The organism is Arthrobacter sp. SLBN-83 (assembly GCF_006715285.1).
GTDB lineage: Bacteria > Actinomycetota > Actinomycetes > Actinomycetales > Micrococcaceae > Arthrobacter.
The window spans coordinates 1350033-1369164 of the sequence record NZ_VFMX01000001.1; the positions used below are offsets into that span (position 1 = coordinate 1350033).

Annotated in this window: 13 protein-coding genes; 8 read left to right on the forward strand and 5 right to left on the reverse strand. The window is 62.8% G+C overall.

All coding sequences use genetic code 11. The features are described 5' to 3' along the window. Positions 1 to 21: 21 nt before the first annotated feature. A complete protein-coding gene (locus FBY30_RS06220; RefSeq protein ID WP_235009356.1) occupies positions 22 to 1104 on the forward strand; it encodes a ParA family protein in 1083 nt (360 codons plus the stop codon). A 65-nt stretch (positions 1105 to 1169) separates the two neighbouring features. Further along, positions 1170 to 2456 carry a ParB/RepB/Spo0J family partition protein gene (locus tag FBY30_RS06225; protein WP_142132003.1) on the forward strand — a complete coding sequence of 429 codons (1287 nt, stop codon included), beginning with the start codon at positions 1170 to 1172 and terminating at the stop codon, positions 2454 to 2456. A gap of 4458 nt (positions 2457 to 6914) precedes the next feature. Here the strand turns inward: FBY30_RS06225 and trxA are convergent. The 5 genes from trxA to FBY30_RS06260 form a co-directional block, all read right to left on the reverse strand. Then, a complete protein-coding gene (gene trxA, locus FBY30_RS06230; protein WP_110545201.1) occupies positions 6915 to 7241 on the reverse strand; it encodes a thioredoxin in 327 nt (108 codons plus the stop codon). A 34-nt stretch (positions 7242 to 7275) separates the two neighbouring features. Then, complete coding sequence (gene trxB, locus FBY30_RS06235) at positions 7276 to 8226, reverse strand: thioredoxin-disulfide reductase (RefSeq protein ID WP_442858271.1); 951 nt, start codon at positions 8224 to 8226, stop codon at positions 7276 to 7278. A 237-nt stretch (positions 8227 to 8463) separates the two neighbouring features. Next, positions 8464 to 10131 carry a discoidin domain-containing protein gene (locus tag FBY30_RS20805; RefSeq protein WP_200830644.1) on the reverse strand — a complete coding sequence of 556 codons (1668 nt, stop codon included), beginning with the start codon at positions 10129 to 10131 and terminating at the stop codon, positions 8464 to 8466. Positions 10132 to 10294: 163 nt separating this feature from the next. Next, a complete protein-coding gene (gene murJ, locus FBY30_RS06255; RefSeq protein WP_142132011.1) occupies positions 10295 to 12427 on the reverse strand; it encodes a murein biosynthesis integral membrane protein MurJ in 2133 nt (710 codons plus the stop codon). A gap of 60 nt (positions 12428 to 12487) precedes the next feature. Continuing rightward, positions 12488 to 12988, reverse strand: coding sequence for an NUDIX hydrolase (locus FBY30_RS06260; protein ID WP_142132013.1), 501 nt, complete (start codon positions 12986 to 12988; stop codon positions 12488 to 12490). Between the two features lie 208 nt (positions 12989 to 13196). Here FBY30_RS06260 and FBY30_RS06265 point away from each other — a divergent pair, with 208 nt between their 5' ends. The 6 genes from FBY30_RS06265 to FBY30_RS06280 all read left to right on the forward strand — a co-directional run bounded on the left by FBY30_RS06265 (position 13197) and on the right by FBY30_RS06280 (position 19041). After that, on the forward strand, positions 13197 to 14705 hold the full coding sequence (locus FBY30_RS06265; RefSeq protein ID WP_142132015.1) for a CCA tRNA nucleotidyltransferase: 1509 nt from the start codon (positions 13197 to 13199) through the stop codon (positions 14703 to 14705). Further along, positions 14702 to 15286, forward strand: coding sequence for a histidine phosphatase family protein (locus FBY30_RS06270; protein ID WP_142132017.1), 585 nt, complete (start codon positions 14702 to 14704; stop codon positions 15284 to 15286). The genes FBY30_RS06265 and FBY30_RS06270 overlap by 4 nt, the downstream gene beginning before the upstream one ends. Positions 15287 to 15441: 155 nt before the next feature. Continuing rightward, a complete protein-coding gene (locus tag FBY30_RS21125; RefSeq protein WP_268815686.1) occupies positions 15442 to 15576 on the forward strand; it encodes a hypothetical protein in 135 nt (44 codons plus the stop codon). A gap of 351 nt (positions 15577 to 15927) precedes the next feature. Beyond that, positions 15928 to 16059 carry a hypothetical protein gene (locus FBY30_RS21130; protein ID WP_268815687.1) on the forward strand — a complete coding sequence of 44 codons (132 nt, stop codon included), beginning with the start codon at positions 15928 to 15930 and terminating at the stop codon, positions 16057 to 16059. Positions 16060 to 16123: 64 nt separating this feature from the next. Further along, positions 16124 to 17587, forward strand: coding sequence for a glycosyltransferase family 87 protein (locus FBY30_RS06275; RefSeq protein WP_142132019.1), 1464 nt, complete (start codon positions 16124 to 16126; stop codon positions 17585 to 17587). 11 nt (positions 17588 to 17598) lie between these two features. Beyond that, on the forward strand, positions 17599 to 19041 hold the full coding sequence (locus FBY30_RS06280) for a phytoene desaturase family protein (RefSeq protein ID WP_142132022.1): 1443 nt from the start codon (positions 17599 to 17601) through the stop codon (positions 19039 to 19041). The last annotated feature ends 91 nt before the right edge of the window (positions 19042 to 19132 follow it).

The following is a 19132-nucleotide window of genomic DNA, read 5'->3' on the forward strand; positions in this document are numbered from 1 at the left end:
AACGAGAGTGAGAGTGCCCCAGTGACGAGTAGTGAAGCCTCCGCACAACGGATCCCGCCGTTTGTGTCTTTGGGGTCGGCACGTTCTGTCGCTGGGTCCGGGCTTGCCGGAGTCGGCATGGCTCCCGCCCGGGGTGGCAATCACCCGAAAGCAGGTGTTTCTGCTGCCTCAGGTAATGCAGTTTCACGTGAAACAACCGCAAACGGTCGATCCAACGTCATCGACGCAATCGATGATTCCAGCCCCATCGCACGGGAACTTGCCCATGAAACGAAGCGCCGTGAGCGATTAGTGGGACGACAACTCCCCCGCCCTGAAAAGACCCGCATCTTTACGGTGTCCAACCAGAAGGGCGGAGTAGGCAAGACCACCACCACGGTCAACATCGCCGCCGCCTTGGCAGCCGCCGGACTTAATGTGCTGGTCATCGACATCGATCCCCAGGGCAATGCCTCCACTGCCTTGGGCATTGAGCATCACGCGGACGTGGACAGCATCTACGACGTCCTGATCAACGACGTCCCTCTGGCCGATGTCGTAGCCCCCTGCCCGGATATCGGAAAACTCATCTGCGCGCCGGCCACGATCCACCTTGCAGGGGCCGAGATTGAGCTGGTGTCCCTAGTGGCGCGCGAGCAGAGGCTGCGCCGGGCCATTGACGTCTACGCGAAGGAACGCGAGAAGAACGGCGAGGAGCGGCTGGACTATGTGTTCATCGACTGCCCGCCCAGCTTGGGCCTGCTGACAGTCAATGCTTTCTGCGCCGCCAGTGAGGTACTGATCCCCATTCAGTGCGAGTACTATGCGCTGGAGGGCCTGAGCCAGCTCCTCAAGAATATCGAAATGATTCAGAAGCACCTCAACGCGGACCTCGTTGTGTCGACGATCCTGCTCACCATGTACGACGGCCGAACCAACCTCGCTGCCCAGGTGGCTGCGGAGGTACGCCAGCACTTCCCCAAACAGGTCCTCTCGGCCGTAGTTCCACGGTCAGTCCGGATCTCCGAAGCGCCCAGCTACCAGCAGACGGTCATGACATACGATCCGTCCTCAAGTGGTGCCTTGTCCTACTTGGAAGCCGCCGCTGAAATAGCGGAACGCTAGAATCTTCAATACCGCAACGCACGGAGCAAGGCCCAGCCCGGCTCTACCACTGGAGGGATTTACCCATGAGCGAGAAGCGACGGGGCCTAGGCCGCGGTCTTGGCGCGCTGATTCCAAGTTCCGCTGCAACCAATGGGTCCGGCAACGGTGGGGCGGTATCGCGGCCTGTTGATCTGTTCTTCCCGGAGGGACGCAGGAAAACCGAACCTACGGAGCAGCCTGCAGTGGCAGCAGTCACCGGAACGCAGGGCAAGGAAGCAGCAGGCTCGTCCACCCCGCCTTCTTCAGGCAAAGCAGCTGCGCCCAAGGCCGGCGCCGACAAGAGCAGTGATGATAAGAAGCCCGCCTCCGCGGCTGCTCCCGCTCCGGCAAAGAAGGCTCCAACCAGGAAATCCCCCGCAGCGGGATCAAAGGCTGATGCCGAACCCTCTGCCAGCGTGGAAGATCCGGAAGTTTCAAATCCGGTAGAGGTGGTACCCAACGAGGAGCCAGCTCAGGATGCGGCCGCCGGCTCGGGCGTCGAGCTGGTGGAAGTTCCCGGTGCCCGCTTCGCCGAGATTCCGGTATCCGACATCCATCCGAACCGGAAGCAGCCCCGCAATGTCTTCGATGAGGACGACATGGCCGAGCTGGTTCACTCGGTTCGCGAAATCGGCGTGCTCCAGCCGATTGTGGTTCGCACATCAACCGAAGCAGGTAGCGAACCCTACGAGTTGGTCATGGGCGAACGACGCTGGCGCGCCGTCCAGGCCGCCGGGCTCGAAACCATTCCTGCCATCATTCGCGATACGACTGACGATGACCTTCTCCGCGATGCCCTGCTCGAGAACCTCCACCGCAGCCAGCTGAACCCGCTGGAAGAGGCCGCAGCTTACCAGCAGCTCCTGGAGGACTTTGGGACCACCCACGAGCAATTGGCGGACCGCATTGGCCGTTCGAGGCCGCAGGTGTCCAATACTCTCCGCCTGCTGAAGCTCCCCCCGTTGGTGCAGCGGCGGGTAGCCGCCGGCGTCCTCTCCGCAGGCCACGCACGTGCCCTTCTGTCGCTGCCTGATGCTGCCGCCATGGAACGGCTAGCACAGAGGATTGTTGCAGAGGGTATGTCAGTGCGCGCCACGGAAGAGGCGGCGGCGCTGTACCAAGATCCTGCGAAGCCCGCAAAGAACAACATTCCGCGCCCTGGGGCCCGGCATGAACGTCTGGACTTCTTGGCTTCCTCGCTTTCCGATCGCCTTGATACGAACGTCAAGATCTCGCTCGGTGTGAGAAAGGGCAAGGTAAGCATCGAGTTCGCCAGTGTTGAGGACTTGAACCGCATTATGGATGTCTTGGCTCCGGATTCGAGCAACTAGTCCGCGGTAGGAAAGGCCCGATTCTTCGTAAATCGGGCCTTTTTCATTGTTGTGTGAATTCGAAAACCATGATTTAGTGGCCGGCGGTCATTTGGGCGCAGATTGTCTCCCTATATTGTTGTCGCTTGTGCAAAGCAGGCTTAGGGCTGGTTGTTGATGGGAGGCAGATTAACGTCGACCATGCTTTCAGGCGGAGTAAGCGGTCAAGAGGGCCAACCTGGTACTGGGATGATGTCGTTCGACTGTCCGGGCTCCCCGCATGCGGCTGTCTAGGAGGAGGCATCTTCCCTGCTGAGATTTTCCCTTGCCCTTTCCCTGCGATTAGGTCCCCAGCGCCGCTTTCAACGTGCATTCTCCTGCGCCGAGTGCACACTGGGGTCCATTGCCGCGTCACTGGACTCAAGGACGGATAAGGGATATCGGTGGGCCTTGTCTCGCAAGAGCCTGCCTGCCGGTGCAGATCCTTGGTGTTTCACGTGAAACGCTCACCTCGCCACTGTTTCACGTGAAACAGGCACGCCGCCTTCCAAGTGGGTGTACATCTCATGAGTCAGCGGCCGGAAGCCATACGTCCTGCCCACCATCAGGCCGCTTCCGACACGCACCACGGGAGCAACCATGAGTTTCCGGGAGTCGTCGATGACCGTTTGCGTTTACGTACTTCTCTGTTGTTTGTGTGTCCACTTGTCTGGCGCTGCTTGAGCGTACTAGGCGTTATGCCTTGGATTCCCACGCGCGATGCAGATGATTAGGACGAGATAGTCGAAGGTGGCTGCTTAGAACGTCGACAGTTCCTACTAGGTGATTCATGGCGGTGCATTAGATTCTGCAACCGGAACGAGAACCTGGTATCGGCCTCAGTACACACCGCACTTTCGGATGCTACGAGCGACTCCGAGCGCTTACCAGGTCCGGGACCGCACAAGGTGTATTTGGGTAAGCATCGTCTGTCGCAGAGCAAAGTACGACTGCGCGCAGCCCCAGACCGCACCCATCCTCACCTCTCCTACGTATCCGTGTGCTTCCACGGGCGCTTCGTGCGGAGCTTAGTGGAACGTGAGGACGTCGGATTGACCATTACCCCGTGGGTCTTTGATCCGCTGCATGATCGCAGTGGTAAAGGTCCTCGCGACTGTGTTTCCTCCCGGTTGAGAGTCTTCGCAACAAGCAGTGTGGACACGGGCAAGGTGGGGTGACGCCCAGCCGAAGTTTCACGTGAAACACGTGTAGTACCTCTTGTCGCTGGGCAAGTAGTAGCGAGGGCAGATACCCAAAGCGGTACTCAGAAAACCACGGTACGGGTCCCATGTCTGATAGGGATCTTGTTGAATACAAGAGCCCCAGCTCCCTCCTGTCAGGTGGACGTCGGAGGCAACTGAGCACATGTTTCACGTGAAACGCTCCCCTGCGCTTCAGGAAGCGCCCACCTGTCGTTCGAGCTAGTCAGGAGCGTTCACCCGCCGTACCAGCTAAGGGAACCGTAGACTCCACGGATATCGCGTAGGCTCCTCCTCGGCCACTGAGAGCATTCAGTACGGAGCAGTGCCTTGGTGTCGGGCATCTTTATGGGGCACAGCCCACCCACTTGTGCGGCTGATCTCTCCGTCAGAGGGCGCGAGGAGCCATCGCCGGCAGTCGTGCCTCTGGCCTTACACTCCTACTAACCATTCGTATCGACCACCGTGAACACGAGTGTTCTTGTGTGTATGACGCGCCATCCGATCCGGCTCTGCAGCAACTGGGGCAGGGGCCAAGCGTCGGGTAGATGACGTGACTGGGGCAGCTCGCTCGATAATTCGCGTAGTCGGTCTGCGGTGCCTTGAAACCCCAGACCAAGCAGCACTGTTAGGGGCGCAGTCCCCTGATTCGACCTGGTCTTGCTTGATTCGGCTCATACACGGGATTCTGTCGCTGCCACTGATGCCGCGGAGTGGGTGCAACGGCAGGGCGGGTCAACACGTTTCGTCGCGCACAGTTCGTTCCGCGCAGCGGCTCTGTTGTAAGTGTTGCAGTGCAAGAAGGACCCCATGCAATTCGCTCCGTACGTCTGGCACCGTTGCGAAGGACTATGTACTCCAATGGAAGGACCTGATTCCGCCCGGCGGTGGTATCTCTATCCCCTACCACCATGTGCATCACACTCCCCTAGGGCGCGTGGATAACGCTGTGGATAACTTTGTGGATTACGGCGCTACGATATCGCCCGCGTCGGGCTCGGTCGCGCTCACAAGCGCCGGAACATAATTCGAGTGTTGCGCAGCTACCGAAAGACTGAGGTGACCGTGCGGCATTGTTTCACGTGAAACGCACTCTTGGTCGGCCCTGCAAGGCGGAGCCTGTGGTCTCGGCAACCTCACGGAGCTGAGTAACAATACAATAGTGTAAGGATTTGTCCAGTCCCGCCCAGTGCGTAGGTGCAGTTGAGCATCGCTGTGCATGCGTCGAGGGCTGCGCCACTCCGATAAAGTCGGCTCAGCATTCGACGTAGCCGCAAGAGGGCGGCCGGATAGCCTGTGGATAACTGTGTGGATAGAAAGACACTCCCTTGTGGATAACGGTGGGGATAAACGTTGCTGTCCCCTGTCGTGTGGAGCCGAACCCTTCTATGTCATCTCCTTCGGGGCGGGCGACAATTCGGGGTAGATCGCTCGTAGAGGGCCTGCGGCTACAGCTGCTCGGCGGCGGGTTGCCTCTTCACAGCGTCCCGTTGCTGGGCAGCGACTAGGTAGTCACCACGTAGTTAGCGATGGAGCGAGGTGCCTGCGAAACTGGGAGTACGGCATGGAAATCGATGGGAGTTCCTATAGTCATACCCGCATTTCCAAAATTACTGGATGAAGTCCCAGGCCGATGTCAGGATGGGGTCCACGAGTCATTCGCGGTGGATCTCGGTGCCGCCAGGTGGGGGCTCTGTATGGGCACATATCTCCGCGTGTATCCCTGAGGAAGCACGCAGGAAACGTCTATAGGCGGCGTTGTCCAGGACAACACGAATAACCGCCCCTATGCCGGAGTGAAGCGCGACCGACAAAAAGGCAGGTCCTACCCGAGTGGATGCCTCAATGCCGCAAGCGACCCTGATGTCACAATGCGCGCATGAGGGACCCGCACGGAGCGTTTCACGTGAAACATCCAGGAGCCGACACGGTTGTTCCATGAGCACCTACTGGCCGGCTGTCCTCGTTGTCAGATGATGCCTGGCAGTATCGGGCTATCACGCAAAACGTTTCACGTGAAACACATCAGGCGTACTGATTCCATGACCCCTGCGCCTGGGCTTCCACCACTTGGACGTTGCCCTAGACTCCTTCCCTGTCATGGAAGGGGTTTGAGCCCTCTGAGGGGCATTGGAGGTCACGGCACGCTCGGCGTTGGTGAAATTCCGAACAGCGCGGGAACCAGGTAGTGCGCGTGGCAGCAAAACGCATCGGGTGGAAGGTTCTGCGCTGGGCGGGACGAATAGCCAGCCATGCGGCATGTCCGTCACCGGTCCGGTCGAGCTCGCGCGAAGCCGCACAGGCGCCATAAGGCTTCACCCTTCAGAGCTTGAGGCACCTGCAACAACTTGGCATCCCATGAACAGACTGGCCACTGGAAAATCTTTAACTGTGGACTACCCGGTTTTTGACCACATGGCTCCTTCCGAGGATGACAGTTTGTCGAATGGCCCTGACTACTAAACGCGGAGCATGTTCTTGTAGGCGGGATCATGGTGAGGCAAGTTCTGGTCCTGGTTCCGCTTGGCTTTATCGCCGTAAGGATGGCACTCGATGCAAGCCGCCCTCCAGATTGGGGAATTTGACTCGGAACGTGCCGTAAGCAGTAAGTGAGAGGCGCGATAATTACTCCACGTGGATCCCTCGGCAGTGCAGACCTGTACTCAATGAAGGGATCGTCTACTACTCCTGGGAACCTAGTCAGCTAAGCAGACCTGCGATGCCCTCGAGGGTAGACCCAACATCGCGTACTGGGTGTCTGGCCTTGAAAGAAGAGGATGCGTCCTCGCGCGGCGGCGTTTCACGTGAAACACCTTCGCAATCCCGGTTGCTGTAGGCCTAAGCCTAGGCTTGGTCGCGGTTATTCCGTGCAGGGCAAATAGGCTTTGGCACTCCTGCTCCCAGTTCAGCCGTGGGTCCTAAGCGATCAGTCACTGCGAAGATACGCGTATGGCTGGCGTCTAATTGTTTCTGCTGTTAGTGCATGGGCTGGAGCTGTTCTCATCCGGAAGTACGCCTCGCCGCTCGGAACCAAGTCGCCCGGCCGTCTCCAGCAAGCGTGTTTCACGTGAAACAAGTGTCCCCCTTGCTAGTTACTCCGCAGTTACAAGCGACGCCGCAGCGCAGCACGCACCCTCTCATAGAAAGACGGCCATGCAAACCAGGATACAGAAAGAGCGGCCATCGCCTCCAGGCGATGGCCGCTCTCCTGCAGACCCGTGTTCAGAACGGGCCTTTGAGCCTAGGACAAAACGTCCGAGAATTCCTTCTCGAAGAACTGCTTGGGTTTGGCGCCGATGACAGTGCTCTTCACCTCGCCACCCTGGAAAAGGTAGACGGCAGGGATGGAAGTAATTCCGTACTCCGCGGCAATCGCGGGGTTGTCATCAACGTTTACCTTGACCACGTCCACCTTCTCGCCGTACTCGACGGAAATCTCATCCAGGATGGGGCCCAGCTTGCGGCAGGGGCCGCACCATTCCGCCCAGAAATCCACGATTACCGGCTTCTCGGCCGACAAAACGTCAGTGCCGAAACTTGCGTCAGTTACATCTTTAGCGTTGCTCATAGCCTATCTTTCTCTTCGGATAACAGTGCGCGGATTATGCCGGCAGGTCTGCCAGATAGTGTTCAACATCAATTGCTGCCACACAACCGGAACCAGAGGCGGTGATGGCCTGGCGGTAGGTGGGATCAACGACGTCACCAGCAGCAAACACGCCGGGAAGGCTTGTCTTGGAGCTACGCCCCTCCACTGCGATGGTCCCCTCCGGTGTCAGGGCCAGCACGTTCTTGACGAGGTCGGTCCGCGGGTCGTTGCCGATAGCCACGAAGACACCTGTAACAGCGAGTTCGGACTCATTACCGTCAATAAGGTTCTTCAACCGAAGTCCCGTGACCTTGTCTGCCCCCAGCACATCATCGACAGTGCTGTTCCAGATGAAACGGATCTTTTCGTTGGCCAGCGCGCGGTCGGCCATGATCTTGGAAGCCTTGAGCGTGTTGCGACGGTGGACGACCGTTACTGATTTCGCAAACTTTGTGAGGAAGAGGGCTTCTTCCATGGCAGAGTCGCCACCGCCGATGACAGCGATGTCCTGATCCTTAAAAAAGAAACCGTCGCAGGTTGCACACCAGCTAACACCATGACCGGAGAGCCGCTTCTCATTGGGCAGCCCCAGCTCACGGTACGCGGAGCCGGTGGAGAGGATGACGGCCCTCGCCTTGAAGGTCTCCCCCGTGGCGATGGTGACTGTCTTGACTGGTCCCTCCAGCTCCAGGGCGGTTACATCCTCAAACTGGATTTCCGTCCCAAAACGGGCGGCCTGCTTCTCAAAGTTTTCCATCAGGTCCGGCCCCATGATTCCCTCGGGGAAACCGGGATAGTTCTCCACATCCGTGGTGTTCATCAGCTCGCCGCCGGCAGTCACCGACCCGGCCAACAGCAGCGGCTTAAGGTCCGCCCTGGCGGTGTAGACGGCTGCCGTATATCCCGCCGGGCCCGAGCCCACAATGATGACGTCGCGAACATCCGTCGCCGTCTTCTCTTCCATGGTCACTGGAGCGTGAACCTCTTCCTTGTTCGACTCGCCTCCCCGTGGAGGCCGGCCACATGGCACAACTGTGTCCGTGTGCTGAATATTCCAGTGCCCCAGCAAGGCAGATTACCGCCAGGTTGAAAGACGAGCCGTCGCGGGCAGGGCACGTTCTTTCCAGACTACATTCCCGCCCAGGCTGGCTCGCTCCCGGAAGTAATATGCGCAGTCGTAAAGCCCTTCCGGGCCTCCGTCCTACTGGACCTTGATCTCAGCCAGCCGGAGGCCGTAGCCGTAACGGGTCTTGGGAGCCGCCAACTTGGGCAGTGAATTGATGGACACAATCACATACTGTGCCTGCACCGGCTCCGGGAGGGGCATGTTCAGGTCGGTGGAAGTGAAGCTGTTGGTTCCAACCAGCTTGGCACCGTCCGTGGTGGGCCGGTCATTCGTGTACACGCTGATGTTGCCGCCCGATCCCCCGAGCTGGGAGAGCGTGATGGAAGAGACGGTGGACGCGCTCTTCAGCTTCACCACGAGCGGAACCCCCTGGGGGGCAAGGCCACCCCAGTTCTCCGTGGCGAACTCCATGTCAGACCAGTAGCTTGCGGCATTGCCGTCGTACGCCTTGATCAAGTCGCCGTCGAATGTGGCGGCGAAGTCGAAGTTACCCTGCCGGCTGACACTCTCGATGACCGGCGGAACAACCGGGGGTTTGGAGGGTGCTGCCTGGGTTGCAGGGGCGGACGGCTGTGGTGCGGTGGTGCTGGCTGCCGGTGCAGCCGTTGATTGCGCCTGCGGTTCAGAGCTGAAGAGACTGCCCAGGTTGGTGACAGCGAAAATCAGGCCGGCGATCAACACTACGGCCAGCAAACCTCCAACCAGCCACCGCATGGAGCGGGGCTGGTTTTTGGATTCATCCCGGTCATCGTCGTAGTCGTCCCGGTCAGCAAAGGAGACTCCCGCGGCAGCGGGAGCCGCCGCACGGGCGAACAGGGCAGACTTGCCCTTGACCGGCCGCGTTTCGTGCTGGTCTTCGTCGGCTTCCTCGTAGCGGTCCTGGTCCTCTACCTGTGCGTAATCGTCCTCGGACCACAGGGAAACCTTCGGCTTGCGCTGTTCGGCTGCGGGCTGCGCCTCGGTGCTGCCGACGGCCGCCGTATCGGTGGGGCCCGTGTCTGCCTCTGCGGAGCCTGCGCGCCCAGTTGGCGCAGGGGCACGGTTGGCTACCGGCTGGGCGGCAGTGGCATCGGGGTCCACGCGGGAGGCTCCCGTCCCTGCCTTTGAAGCAGCGGCACCGGCAGCAGCGGCTGCACCAGCGACACCCGCGGCTGCACCCGCAGCAGCTCCGGCGCCGCGATGGCCGTTGGAGGCGGGCTGCTGGGACGCGGGCTGCTGCGAAGGCTGCTGTGCGGCGGGACGAACGGAAGGCCGCGGCGGAACAGCGGGAGCGCCACGGTACGGATCAACCTGGCTGGGGCGCGAATCACCGTAGTTGATGTACCCGGCCTCGACGTGGTCTTCCTCGTCGTACGGTTCGGGTTCGTGGGACCGCGGCTGGCCAAAGATTTCACTGCCCAGGGTGTCCGTGAAGAAGGGCTCAACGTAGGGCGGATTCGGGGTAACCACCAGGTCCAGCAGGTCCGCGGCAGACGTGTGGTTGGTGATCAGGTAGGTGGCGTCCTCTGTCACGCCAAGGTCCAGGACCTGCACGGTGCCGGGGCGTTCGCCGGTGGCCACTTCGCGGGCGCTCTGGGCAACCTGTTCCGTGTTCTCCGGCCCGGCAACCAGGATACTGACCGGGCGGTTGAGGACCTGGTCCACACCGTCCAGCACCAGATCGTGGTCATGCGAGGCCAACACTGTGGCGGTGACCTTGTAACGGCCGCCCAGTACTGATCCGACATCGATCGGGTTGGACACGTGTTCCTCCTAGACTGTCCGGGATCGCCGGCCTCGATGACGCAACCGCCGTTCAGGCGCCGCGCACGGCCAACCCTGACTGCAACTACCCCTGTACCTGTTCGATCCTAGCCGATCCGCCCCGGGCGACTGCGGAGAAGACGGGCGCGGGGCCACACCCGGGTCACTTTTTACGCTTGCGCCGGCTGTTGAAATACGGGTTCTCGCCGGCTTTGCCCTGGTAGGTCCGACGGCCGGGAAGCGGAATCTGTTCGCTGAGCAGGCCGCCACGGGCTGTGCTTGGCTGGTCCTCGCCCGGCAGGTAGCCTCCATCGGCACCTTGCCGGGTGCCGCCGTCGTGCGTTTCCTGCCGGCGGGCGCCCCGCTGCGGATCCGGTCCCGCACGGAAGGAGACGGCGTCGAACTCACCGGAGATCCTTGGGATGAGGCCGGTGTCCACGGAGGTGGTGGCCCGTTCAGGACGATGGCCGGAGGAACCTTCAGCAGAAGCGGGCGACGGCGTGTCCCCGGCATCGGGGGCAGGGGCAGGGCCACCGCGGCCAAGCCGGCCCAGCAGCGGCCGGAGCATGTCGCTGAGCTCGGAGACCCGGAACAGCCGCAGCAGCAGGAAGTAGACGGCCAGCATGACGGGTCCTGCCACGGCAACGGTCACCAGTGCCTGGAGGCGGCCGCTCCATGCGAAGCCGTCCGGGTTGTAGCTGCCCATCAGCCACAGGGCACCGGCGCCGGTAATGGCCGAGCCCAGGGCCGCGTACCCCATGCGGATGTAGGAGTTGGCGATCCGCGGCCCGTCGAGGCTGCCCAGCATGCGCCGCAGGAAGAACGCGCTGATGATCACGGAGAGGATGTTGCCCACCATATAAAGGACGGCGATGGCGTAGATGATCCGGCCCACGGGCAGGAACTGGATGGCGAACGCACCGGCCACGTACACCACCGCGAGGAGCAGCTGCACGTAGAAGGGAGTGCGCGCGTCCTCGTTGGCGTAGAAGACGCGGGACATCATGAAGTTGGCGCTCATGAACGGCGTGCTGAGGGCCAGGATGGTGAGCGTCTGGGCCAGCATGACGCCGTCTTGGCGCAGTCCGCCGGAGAAGAACATGCCCAGCGGACCGGCCAGGGCGAACAGTGCCAGGGCGCCGAAAACGGTGGCCACGGCCATGGTCCGCAGCCCGTGCGAGAGTGCATCGCGCAGTTCAGCACGGTTGCCGTCCTGCGACGCCCGTGTCATGCGGTTGAAGAGGACCGTGGCCAGGGACAGGGCGATGATGGAGTGTGGGAGCAGGTACAGCTGGCTGGCGACCTCGAGGACGGCGTTGCCTGGAAGCGTTGAGGCGGACGGGTCCCCCGCCTCCTGCAGCCGGATGCGTTCCGCGCCGGGGATGGTGGCGATGCGCATGACGTACAGGAAGGCGAGCTGCCCGACGGCGGCCGTCAGGAGCGTCCAGATGCTCAACCGGGCAGCGTGGCCCAGTCCTACGCCCCGCCACCCGAACCTTGGACGGAGTCCGAGCTTGAGGCGGAAGACCGGGACCAGCAGGATGGCGGTCTGGGACAGCACACCGATGGTGGAGAACCCCGCCACCAGGAGGGTTTCCGTGGCACCCCAGTTGTCAATGGTGTGGCGGCTGAACTCGTTGGTGCCGAAGATCCAAATAAACATGCCCAGGCCGGCAATTGCCACCAGGTTGTTCAGGATGGGGGCCCACATGGCAGGGCCGAACGCGCCGTTGGCGTTCAGCACCTGGGTAAGCAGGGCGTAAAGGCCGTAGAAGAAGATCTGCGGCAGGCACCAGAACGCGAACGTGACCGCCAGGGCTTTTTGCTGCGGCGAGTAGCCCTGGGTGGTCAGCTCGATCACTGCCGGGGCCGCCAGGGTGACCAAGGCCGTCAGGCCGAACAGGAGCAGGACCGCCAGCGTCAGCAGCCGGCTAATGTAGTCCGCTCCCCTGTCAGGAGCCTTGCTGGCCTTGATGATCTGCGGCACCAGCACGGCATTGAACACGCCGCCGGCCACCAGCAGGAAGATCAGGTTGGGCAGGTTGTTGGCGTTGATGAAGGTGTCATTGACCGTTGAGCCAAGACCCAAAGCGGTACCCAGCATCCAGGTCTTGCCGAAGCCCAGGAAGCGCGACACGAGCGTGCCCGCAGCCATGATGGCACTGGAACGCGTCTCGCTGACGCCCGCTGCTGCGGGCTGGGCGATGTCCGGCGCCGCCGGCTCAGGGGGCACGCCATCGGGTGCCGCGTCATCGGGCCGGCCGGACCGGTCGGAAGGAAAGTTGGTAGCTGACATCGACTTCATCGTCTCACCCGCGGGCACTTAACACCGCAATGACGACGGCGGCGTCCGGGCTTAGAGGTGTCCCGGCAGGACTTCGCGGGCGAGGTCGGCGATACGGCGTTCGTTGGGGAAGGACAGCTTCCGTGCCAGCTCCTGGATGGGCACCCAGGCGACGTCCACGGCCTCCTGGTCCGGATCGTTCTCAATGGTGAGTTCGCCGCCGGTGGCGCGCAGGAGGTAATGGTGCACGGTCTTGTGCACCCGGTGCCCGCTGACGGTGAACCAGTAGTCGATGCTGCCCAGCGGGGCCAGGATGACGCCCTCGATGCCGGTTTCCTCGGCAATTTCCCGGACCGCGGCCTCTTCGTTGTTTTCCTTGCCCTCCGGATGGCCCTTCGGCAGGCACCACTCCAGCCGGCCACCCCGGTTAAGGCGGGCGATAATCGCCACCCTCAGTTCGGCGTCGGACGTGTCCACCACGACGCCGCCGGCGGAGACTTCCTCAACCGTGGGCAGCGACGCCGGTGCCGACTGCTGGGCAGGGGCAACGTGCGCCCCGATTGCCGATGGCAACGGTGCGTTCGTCCTCCTGCCTGGAGCGCTCGGTACTGGATGGGCCATGGAGTCCACTCTAACGACTGTTGCCCTCCGGTGATGACCGGAACATGACACCAACATGGACGGGATATGACGTACTTTCCGCCGGGGAACGCCAACCAGCGCGGATCCGGATGCTTTTTTGGACTGCCGCGGCGCTGGTTTCTGCCAAGCTTAAGGAACTATGTCGCACGCACATCACAAGATTGATACCCACACTGTCGACTTCAAGGTGGATCCGGTGGTCCTGGAGCTCGGGCAGCGCTTCGTGGACGCCGGCCACGAGTTGTCCCTTGTGGGCGGTCCCGTGCGCGACCTGTTCCTGGGGCGGACCTCCCCCGACCTGGACTTCACCACCGACGCCACACCCGACCAGACCGTGGCCCTGATCAAGAAGTGGGCTGACAACTTCTGGGAGATCGGCAAGGCCTTCGGCACCATCGGCATGCGCAAGGCCGGTTTCCAGATCGAGATCACCACCTACCGTGCGGAGGCCTACGATCCCGACTCCCGCAAGCCCGTGGTTGCGTTCGGCTCCTCCCTGACCGATGACCTGCTGCGCCGCGACTTCACCATCAACGCCATGGCGCTCAAGCTGCCCTCCATGGAACTGGTGGATCCGTTCGGCGGCGTTCGCGACCTCCATGCTTCCCTTCTGGCCACGCCCGGTTCGCCGGAGGCATCCTTTTCCGACGATCCCCTGCGGATGATGCGCGCCGCCCGGTTTGCAGCCCAGCTGGGGGTCTCCGTCCGGGACGACGTCCGGGAGGCAATGACCAACATGGCGGACCGGATCAAGATCATCTCCGCCGAGCGGGTGCGCGACGAACTGGTGAAGATGGTGTGCGGCGCCCGGCCGCGGACAGGCATCGACCTCCTGGTGGACACGGGGCTCGCGGAGCATGTGCTGCCCGAGGTTTCCGCCCTCCGCCTCGAATCCGACGAGCACCACCGGCACAAGGACGTCTACCAGCACTCCCTGCAGGTTTTGGAGCAGGCGGCCGGGCTTGAAACCGACGCGGAGGGTCCTGTGCCCGGGCCGGACTTCGTGCTGCGCTTTGCAGCATTAATGCACGACGTCGGCAAGCCGGCTACGCGCCGCTTCGAACCGGGCGGAGCGGTGAGCTTCCGCCACCACGACATGGTGGGTGCCAAGCTCACCACCAAGAGGATGAAGGCGCTGCGGTTCGACAACGACACCACCAAGGCCGTTGCGCGGCTGGTGGAACTCCACATGCGCTTCTACGGTTACGGCGATGCCGGATGGAGCGACTCGGCCGTCCGGCGCTACGTCACCGACGCCGGTCCGCTGCTGGAACGGCTGCACCGGCTCACCCGCTCTGACGTGACCACGCGCAACCAGCGCAAGGCAGACCGGCTGTCCTTCGCCTATGACGATCTTGAGTCCCGGATTGCCACACTCCGCGAACAGGAATCCCTGGATGCTGTGCGCCCGGACCTGGATGGAGCCGCCATCATGGCCCTGCTGGGGCTCAAGCCAGGGCCCGTGGTGGGACGGGCCTACAAGTTCCTCCTTAATGAGCGGATGGAACACGGACCGCTGCCCACGGAGGAAGCGGAGGCGCGCCTGCTCCACTGGTGGGCCGAACAGCCTGAATCCGCACCTGCCGCGCCCGGGGCAGAAGCCTCTCCCGCCGTCGTCGAACCTTCACCCGTTGAGGAGTCCAAGTGACCAATTCCGCCTTTGCCCCGCGCCCGCAGCTCTGGATCCTCCGCCATGGTGAGACGGAATGGTCCAAGAGCGGGCAGTACACCGGCCTGACCGACCTTCCCCTGACGGTGGAAGGCGAGCAGCAGGCCGTGGAGGCCCGCAAGGTGCTGGACGGCGTCGACTTTGACCTGGTGCTCACCTCCCCGCTGCGGCGGGCACGGCGGACGGCCGAACTCGCCGGGTTCCCCGATGCCCGGCACGAACCGCTCGCGGTTGAATGGAACTACGGCGACTATGAGGGCATCAGCTCGGACCTGATCCGCAAGGACAACCCCGATTACCTGATCTGGACGCACGGTGTGCCCAACGGTGAAACGCTGGACGAGGTGGCCGCGCGGGCGGACAAGATCATCGGCCGGATCCTGGAATCCGGAATGGACAACGTGCTGATCGTGGCGCACGGACACTTCTCCCGGATCCTCACCGCGCGCTGGCTGGAATTGCCGCCCACTGAAGGCCGGCACTTTATCCTGGGAACTGCCAAGGTGTGCACTTTGGGATGGGATAAAAAGACACCCGCTATTGTGCGCTGGGGCCTATAAATCTTCTTTCTCATTAGTTTCTGACCTTTTTGAGGGAATTGCTGGCATTTTGCTGATTCCTGGGGTAGCTTTATTCCTGACCCCACGGTGATCTGCCCGGGTCCCAGACCGCATCGCACCCTACGCAGCGGACAGCAGAAAAGGAGGTTGGGAAAATGATGACTTTGACTGGCGAATGGAATGCCCCCATCAATGCGTTCCCGGCCTTTGCTGATGACGCACGCGTAGCTTCGGTCAACTCCGGTTCCCTCCGCCCGGCAGCCTTCGCGGGCTTGCTGCGGCGCCGCTAACCGGGAGCTGCATCGGTGTCCCGGCCGGGACTCCTTTCCGGGGTTTCGGCCCTATCACCTGGCCTGCCCGGAACGCTGCGCTTCTTCGCTGACTTACCGGAACAGCTTCCGGCTTAGCCCCTGCTCTTTCGTCGAATAAGCCCTGCTCCGAGAGCTTTGCATTCGGCTTTGTGCAGTTCCACGGCTTCTCCACAGTCAGGTATCCGTAAATTGCGTTTTTCTGCGTAATTTTCATTAATTCCCTTTCGTGGAATCACCGCGCCCATATTTCCGTGATTTATCGCGCCAAAAGTTGGCGCTAATTTGTCATGCCCTTATGCACCTGATGATCAATGAAAGGAGGTGGTTCGATTGATGCGAGTGATCATGGGACTCCTGTCCCGCCCCCTGCAGCGCCGCAGTTCCTTCAACAGCGCCCTGCTGGAGCAGCACCGGAACGATGTTTTCCTGCTTATGCACCAGCAGCTGGGCGGCCTGCGCTGACAGCCGGCCCCGATCCTGCCGGACACTGATCTCTCGGGACGGGGCCGGCTGTAAGCTCGATGCCATGCACGAGACCCAGCCGCCGGAGGAAGCACGACGGCCCCGAATCGTGGTGCCCAGCCGCAGTGATGACCTGCTGCGGAATTTCACGGAGGTGCTCGGCGGCCCGCTGGGGACCCGGACCGACCCCGGGGTGGTCTCCCCCGGCATCTTCACCGTGGAGCGGGTGCTGGTGGTCCTCACGGCGCTGGCAGCCCTGGTGGGGATCCTGCTGAAGGGATACTGCAGGGTCAACGGCTGGGAGACACCCACACAGTTCTACGCCACCTGCTATTCGGACTTCCCCGAGCTGTTCCGCAACCGCGGCCTGGCAGCGGGGGTCTTCCCCATCCTGGGCAGCGGGAGCCAGTTCGAATACCCCGTGCTCATCGGACTCATCGCAGGGATCACGGCCTGGTTGGTGCCCGGCGGAGACCCCAATGCCATGGCGCTGGCCTACTTTGACATCAACGCCGTGCTGCTGGCGGCCGTGGCCATGGTCACCGTGGTGGTGGTTGCCCGTATGCCCGGCCGCCGGCCCTGGGACGCGGCCATGGTGGCCCTGGCGCCGGGAATCGTGCTGGCCGGCACCATCAACTGGGACCTTTGGGCTGCCTGCCTGCTTGCCGTGGGCATGTACTTTTTCGCGCGGAAGCGGCTTGTCCTTGCAGGGGTGCTGATCGGGCTGGCCACCGCAACCAAGCTGTATCCGGTACTGGTACTCGGAGCCATCCTGCTGCTCGCTATCCGGTCAGGCAAATGGCGGCCGCTGCTGGTGACCGGCGGAAGTGCAGCCGTCACGTGGCTCTTGGTCAATCTGCCGTTCGCGGCGGTGAACCCCTCCGGCTGGGCCTTTTTCTTCCAGTACAGCGCCGATCGTGGCGCCGGCTACAGTTCAGCCTGGTTCGCCTACAACCTGGTGGCGGGCAGGCTGGGCTGGTCCGGGCTGGGCGCCGACGGCGTCAGCATCCTGTCCGCCGGGTTCTTCCTGCTGGCCTGCGCCGGAATCGCCCTTGTAGCCCTGGCCGCGCCCCGCCGTCCCCGCCTGGCGCAGTTGGCGTTCCTGATCGTCGCGGCCTTCATCCTCACCAGCAAGGTCTATTCGCCCCAATACGTGGTGTGGTTGATTCCGCTCCTGGCCCTGGCCCGGCCGCGGTGGCGCGACTTCCTGGTGTGGCAGGGCATCGAAGCCCTGCATTGGGCCGCGATCTGGATGTACCTTGGACAGGTGACCAGCGCAGGTGCCTCCCAACACAACCTGGACATGCCGTATTACGTCCTCGCCGTCGCCGCGCACATGGCCGCGGTGGCGTACCTCATGGCACGCGTCACCTGGGATATCTTCAACCCCGCATACGACCCCATCCGCCGGCACCACCTCGATGACCCGCACGGCGGCCCCTTCAACGACGCACCGGACCGGTTCCGGTGGCGCATCCGACGCGGCTCCGCCTTGCCCCTCCCTTCGAAAGCTTCGCCCTCACTCTGAAAGCAGGTTCCGTGGTTGATGTTGCGGTAGTTGGATCCGGCCCGAACGGGCTCTCGGCAGCAGCGGTCATGGCACGCGCCGGGCTGTCGGTGGAGGTCTTCGAGGCCGCACCAAAGATCGGCGGAGGCACGCGGACCACCGAGTTGATGCAGCCCGGCCACTTCCATGACGTCTGCTCCGCGGTGCATCCGATGGCCGTCGCTTCACCCTTCTTCCGCGCCTTCGAGCTGCCCCGGAGGGTGGACCTGATCACGCCGGACGTGTCTTTCGGGTCTCCGCTGGAGGGGGGCCGCGCGGCCTTGGCCTACAAGTCCCTGGACAAGACCGCGGAGGTACTTGGGCAGGACGGCCCGGCGTACCGGAGGCTCATGGAACCGCTGGTCCGCCATATCGACGACGTCATGGAGTTCACCCAGAACCAGCTCCTCCGAATCCCCCGGAACCCGCTTGTGGCCGGCATTTACGGGCTACGGACCCTGGAACAGGGAACCGGGCTGTGGAACCTCCGGTTCCGGGAAGAGCTTGCCCCGGCCCTGCTCAGCGGGGTGGCGGCGCACGCCATTTCGCACTTGCCGTCCCTGGCCGCGTCCGGGGCCGGCCTCATGCTTGGCGCCCTGGGGCATGCAGGTGGATGGCCCATCCCCCGCGGTGGTTCTGCCTCGATAGCGGCAGCACTGGCTGATGACATCCGCGCCCATGGAGGCGTGATCCACACCGGGACACCGATAGACCGGCTGCAGCAGCTTCCGGCCGCCCGGGCTACCCTGCTGGACGTGGCACCCCGGGGACTTCTGGACATGGCAGGGGGATCTCTCCCGGGTCACTACCGGCGGGCACTGGAGCGCTTCCGCTACGGCAACGGCTCCTGCAAGGTGGACTTCATCCTGTCCGGGCCGGTGCCGTGGCAGGCCAGTGCGCTTTCTGAATCCGGCACCGTCCACGTGGGCGGCACGCGGGCGGAACTGGCACGCTCTGAAAACGAGGTCAGCGCCGGACGCCATCCTGAACGGCCCTACGTGCTCGTGGCCCAGCCGTCCCGGTTCGACCCGAGCCGGGCCCCTGCCGGCCGGCACACCCTCTGGACCTATTGCCACGTGCCCTCCGGCTCTACAAAGGACATGACCAACCAAATCGTGGCCCAGCTGGAACGGTTCGCTCCGGGCTTCCGCGACCTGGTGGTGGAATCGCACGTCATCACCGCGGCGGAGCTGGCTGAGTACAACCGCAACTACATCGGGGGTGACTTCAGTGCCGGCATTATGGACGTCCGGGGGCTTATCCAGAAGCCTGTGGTCTCCCCCGTCCCGTGGCGGACGCCGCTGCTGGGCGTCTACCTCTGCTCGTCGTCAACCCCGCCGGGGCCGGGGGTTACCGGCATGCCGGGGATGTATGCGGCAAAGCACGCCCTTAAGGATGTGTTCAAGCTGCCGGTCCCGGACCTGGGACTCGCCTAGGCCCAAAGTCTGGCCAGAGCGTGGCCACCCGGCGGTTGTTACGCCATGCCCTTCATATCCAGTGGCGCTGCAGGTGGGCGGCCCGGGGGAT

Bases quoted from the DNA above. Each gene is read 5' to 3' on its own strand.
- trxA (WP_110545201.1), bottom strand. From the start codon at position 7,241: ATGAGCAACGCTAAAGATGTAACTGACGCAAGTTTCGGCACTGACGTT.
- murJ (WP_142132011.1), bottom strand. From the start codon at position 12,427: ATGTCAGCTACCAACTTTCCTTCCGACCGGTCCGGCCGGCCCGATGAC.
- FBY30_RS06275 (WP_142132019.1), top strand. From the start codon at position 16,124: ATGCACGAGACCCAGCCGCCGGAGGAAGCACGACGGCCCCGAATCGTG.
- FBY30_RS06225 (WP_142132003.1), top strand. From the start codon at position 1,170: ATGAGCGAGAAGCGACGGGGCCTAGGCCGCGGTCTTGGCGCGCTGATT.
- trxB (WP_442858271.1), bottom strand. From the start codon at position 8,226: ATGGAAGAGAAGACGGCGACGGATGTTCGCGACGTCATCATTGTGGGC.
- FBY30_RS06265 (WP_142132015.1), top strand. From the start codon at position 13,197: ATGTCGCACGCACATCACAAGATTGATACCCACACTGTCGACTTCAAG.
- FBY30_RS21125 (WP_268815686.1), top strand. From the start codon at position 15,442: ATGATGACTTTGACTGGCGAATGGAATGCCCCCATCAATGCGTTCCCG.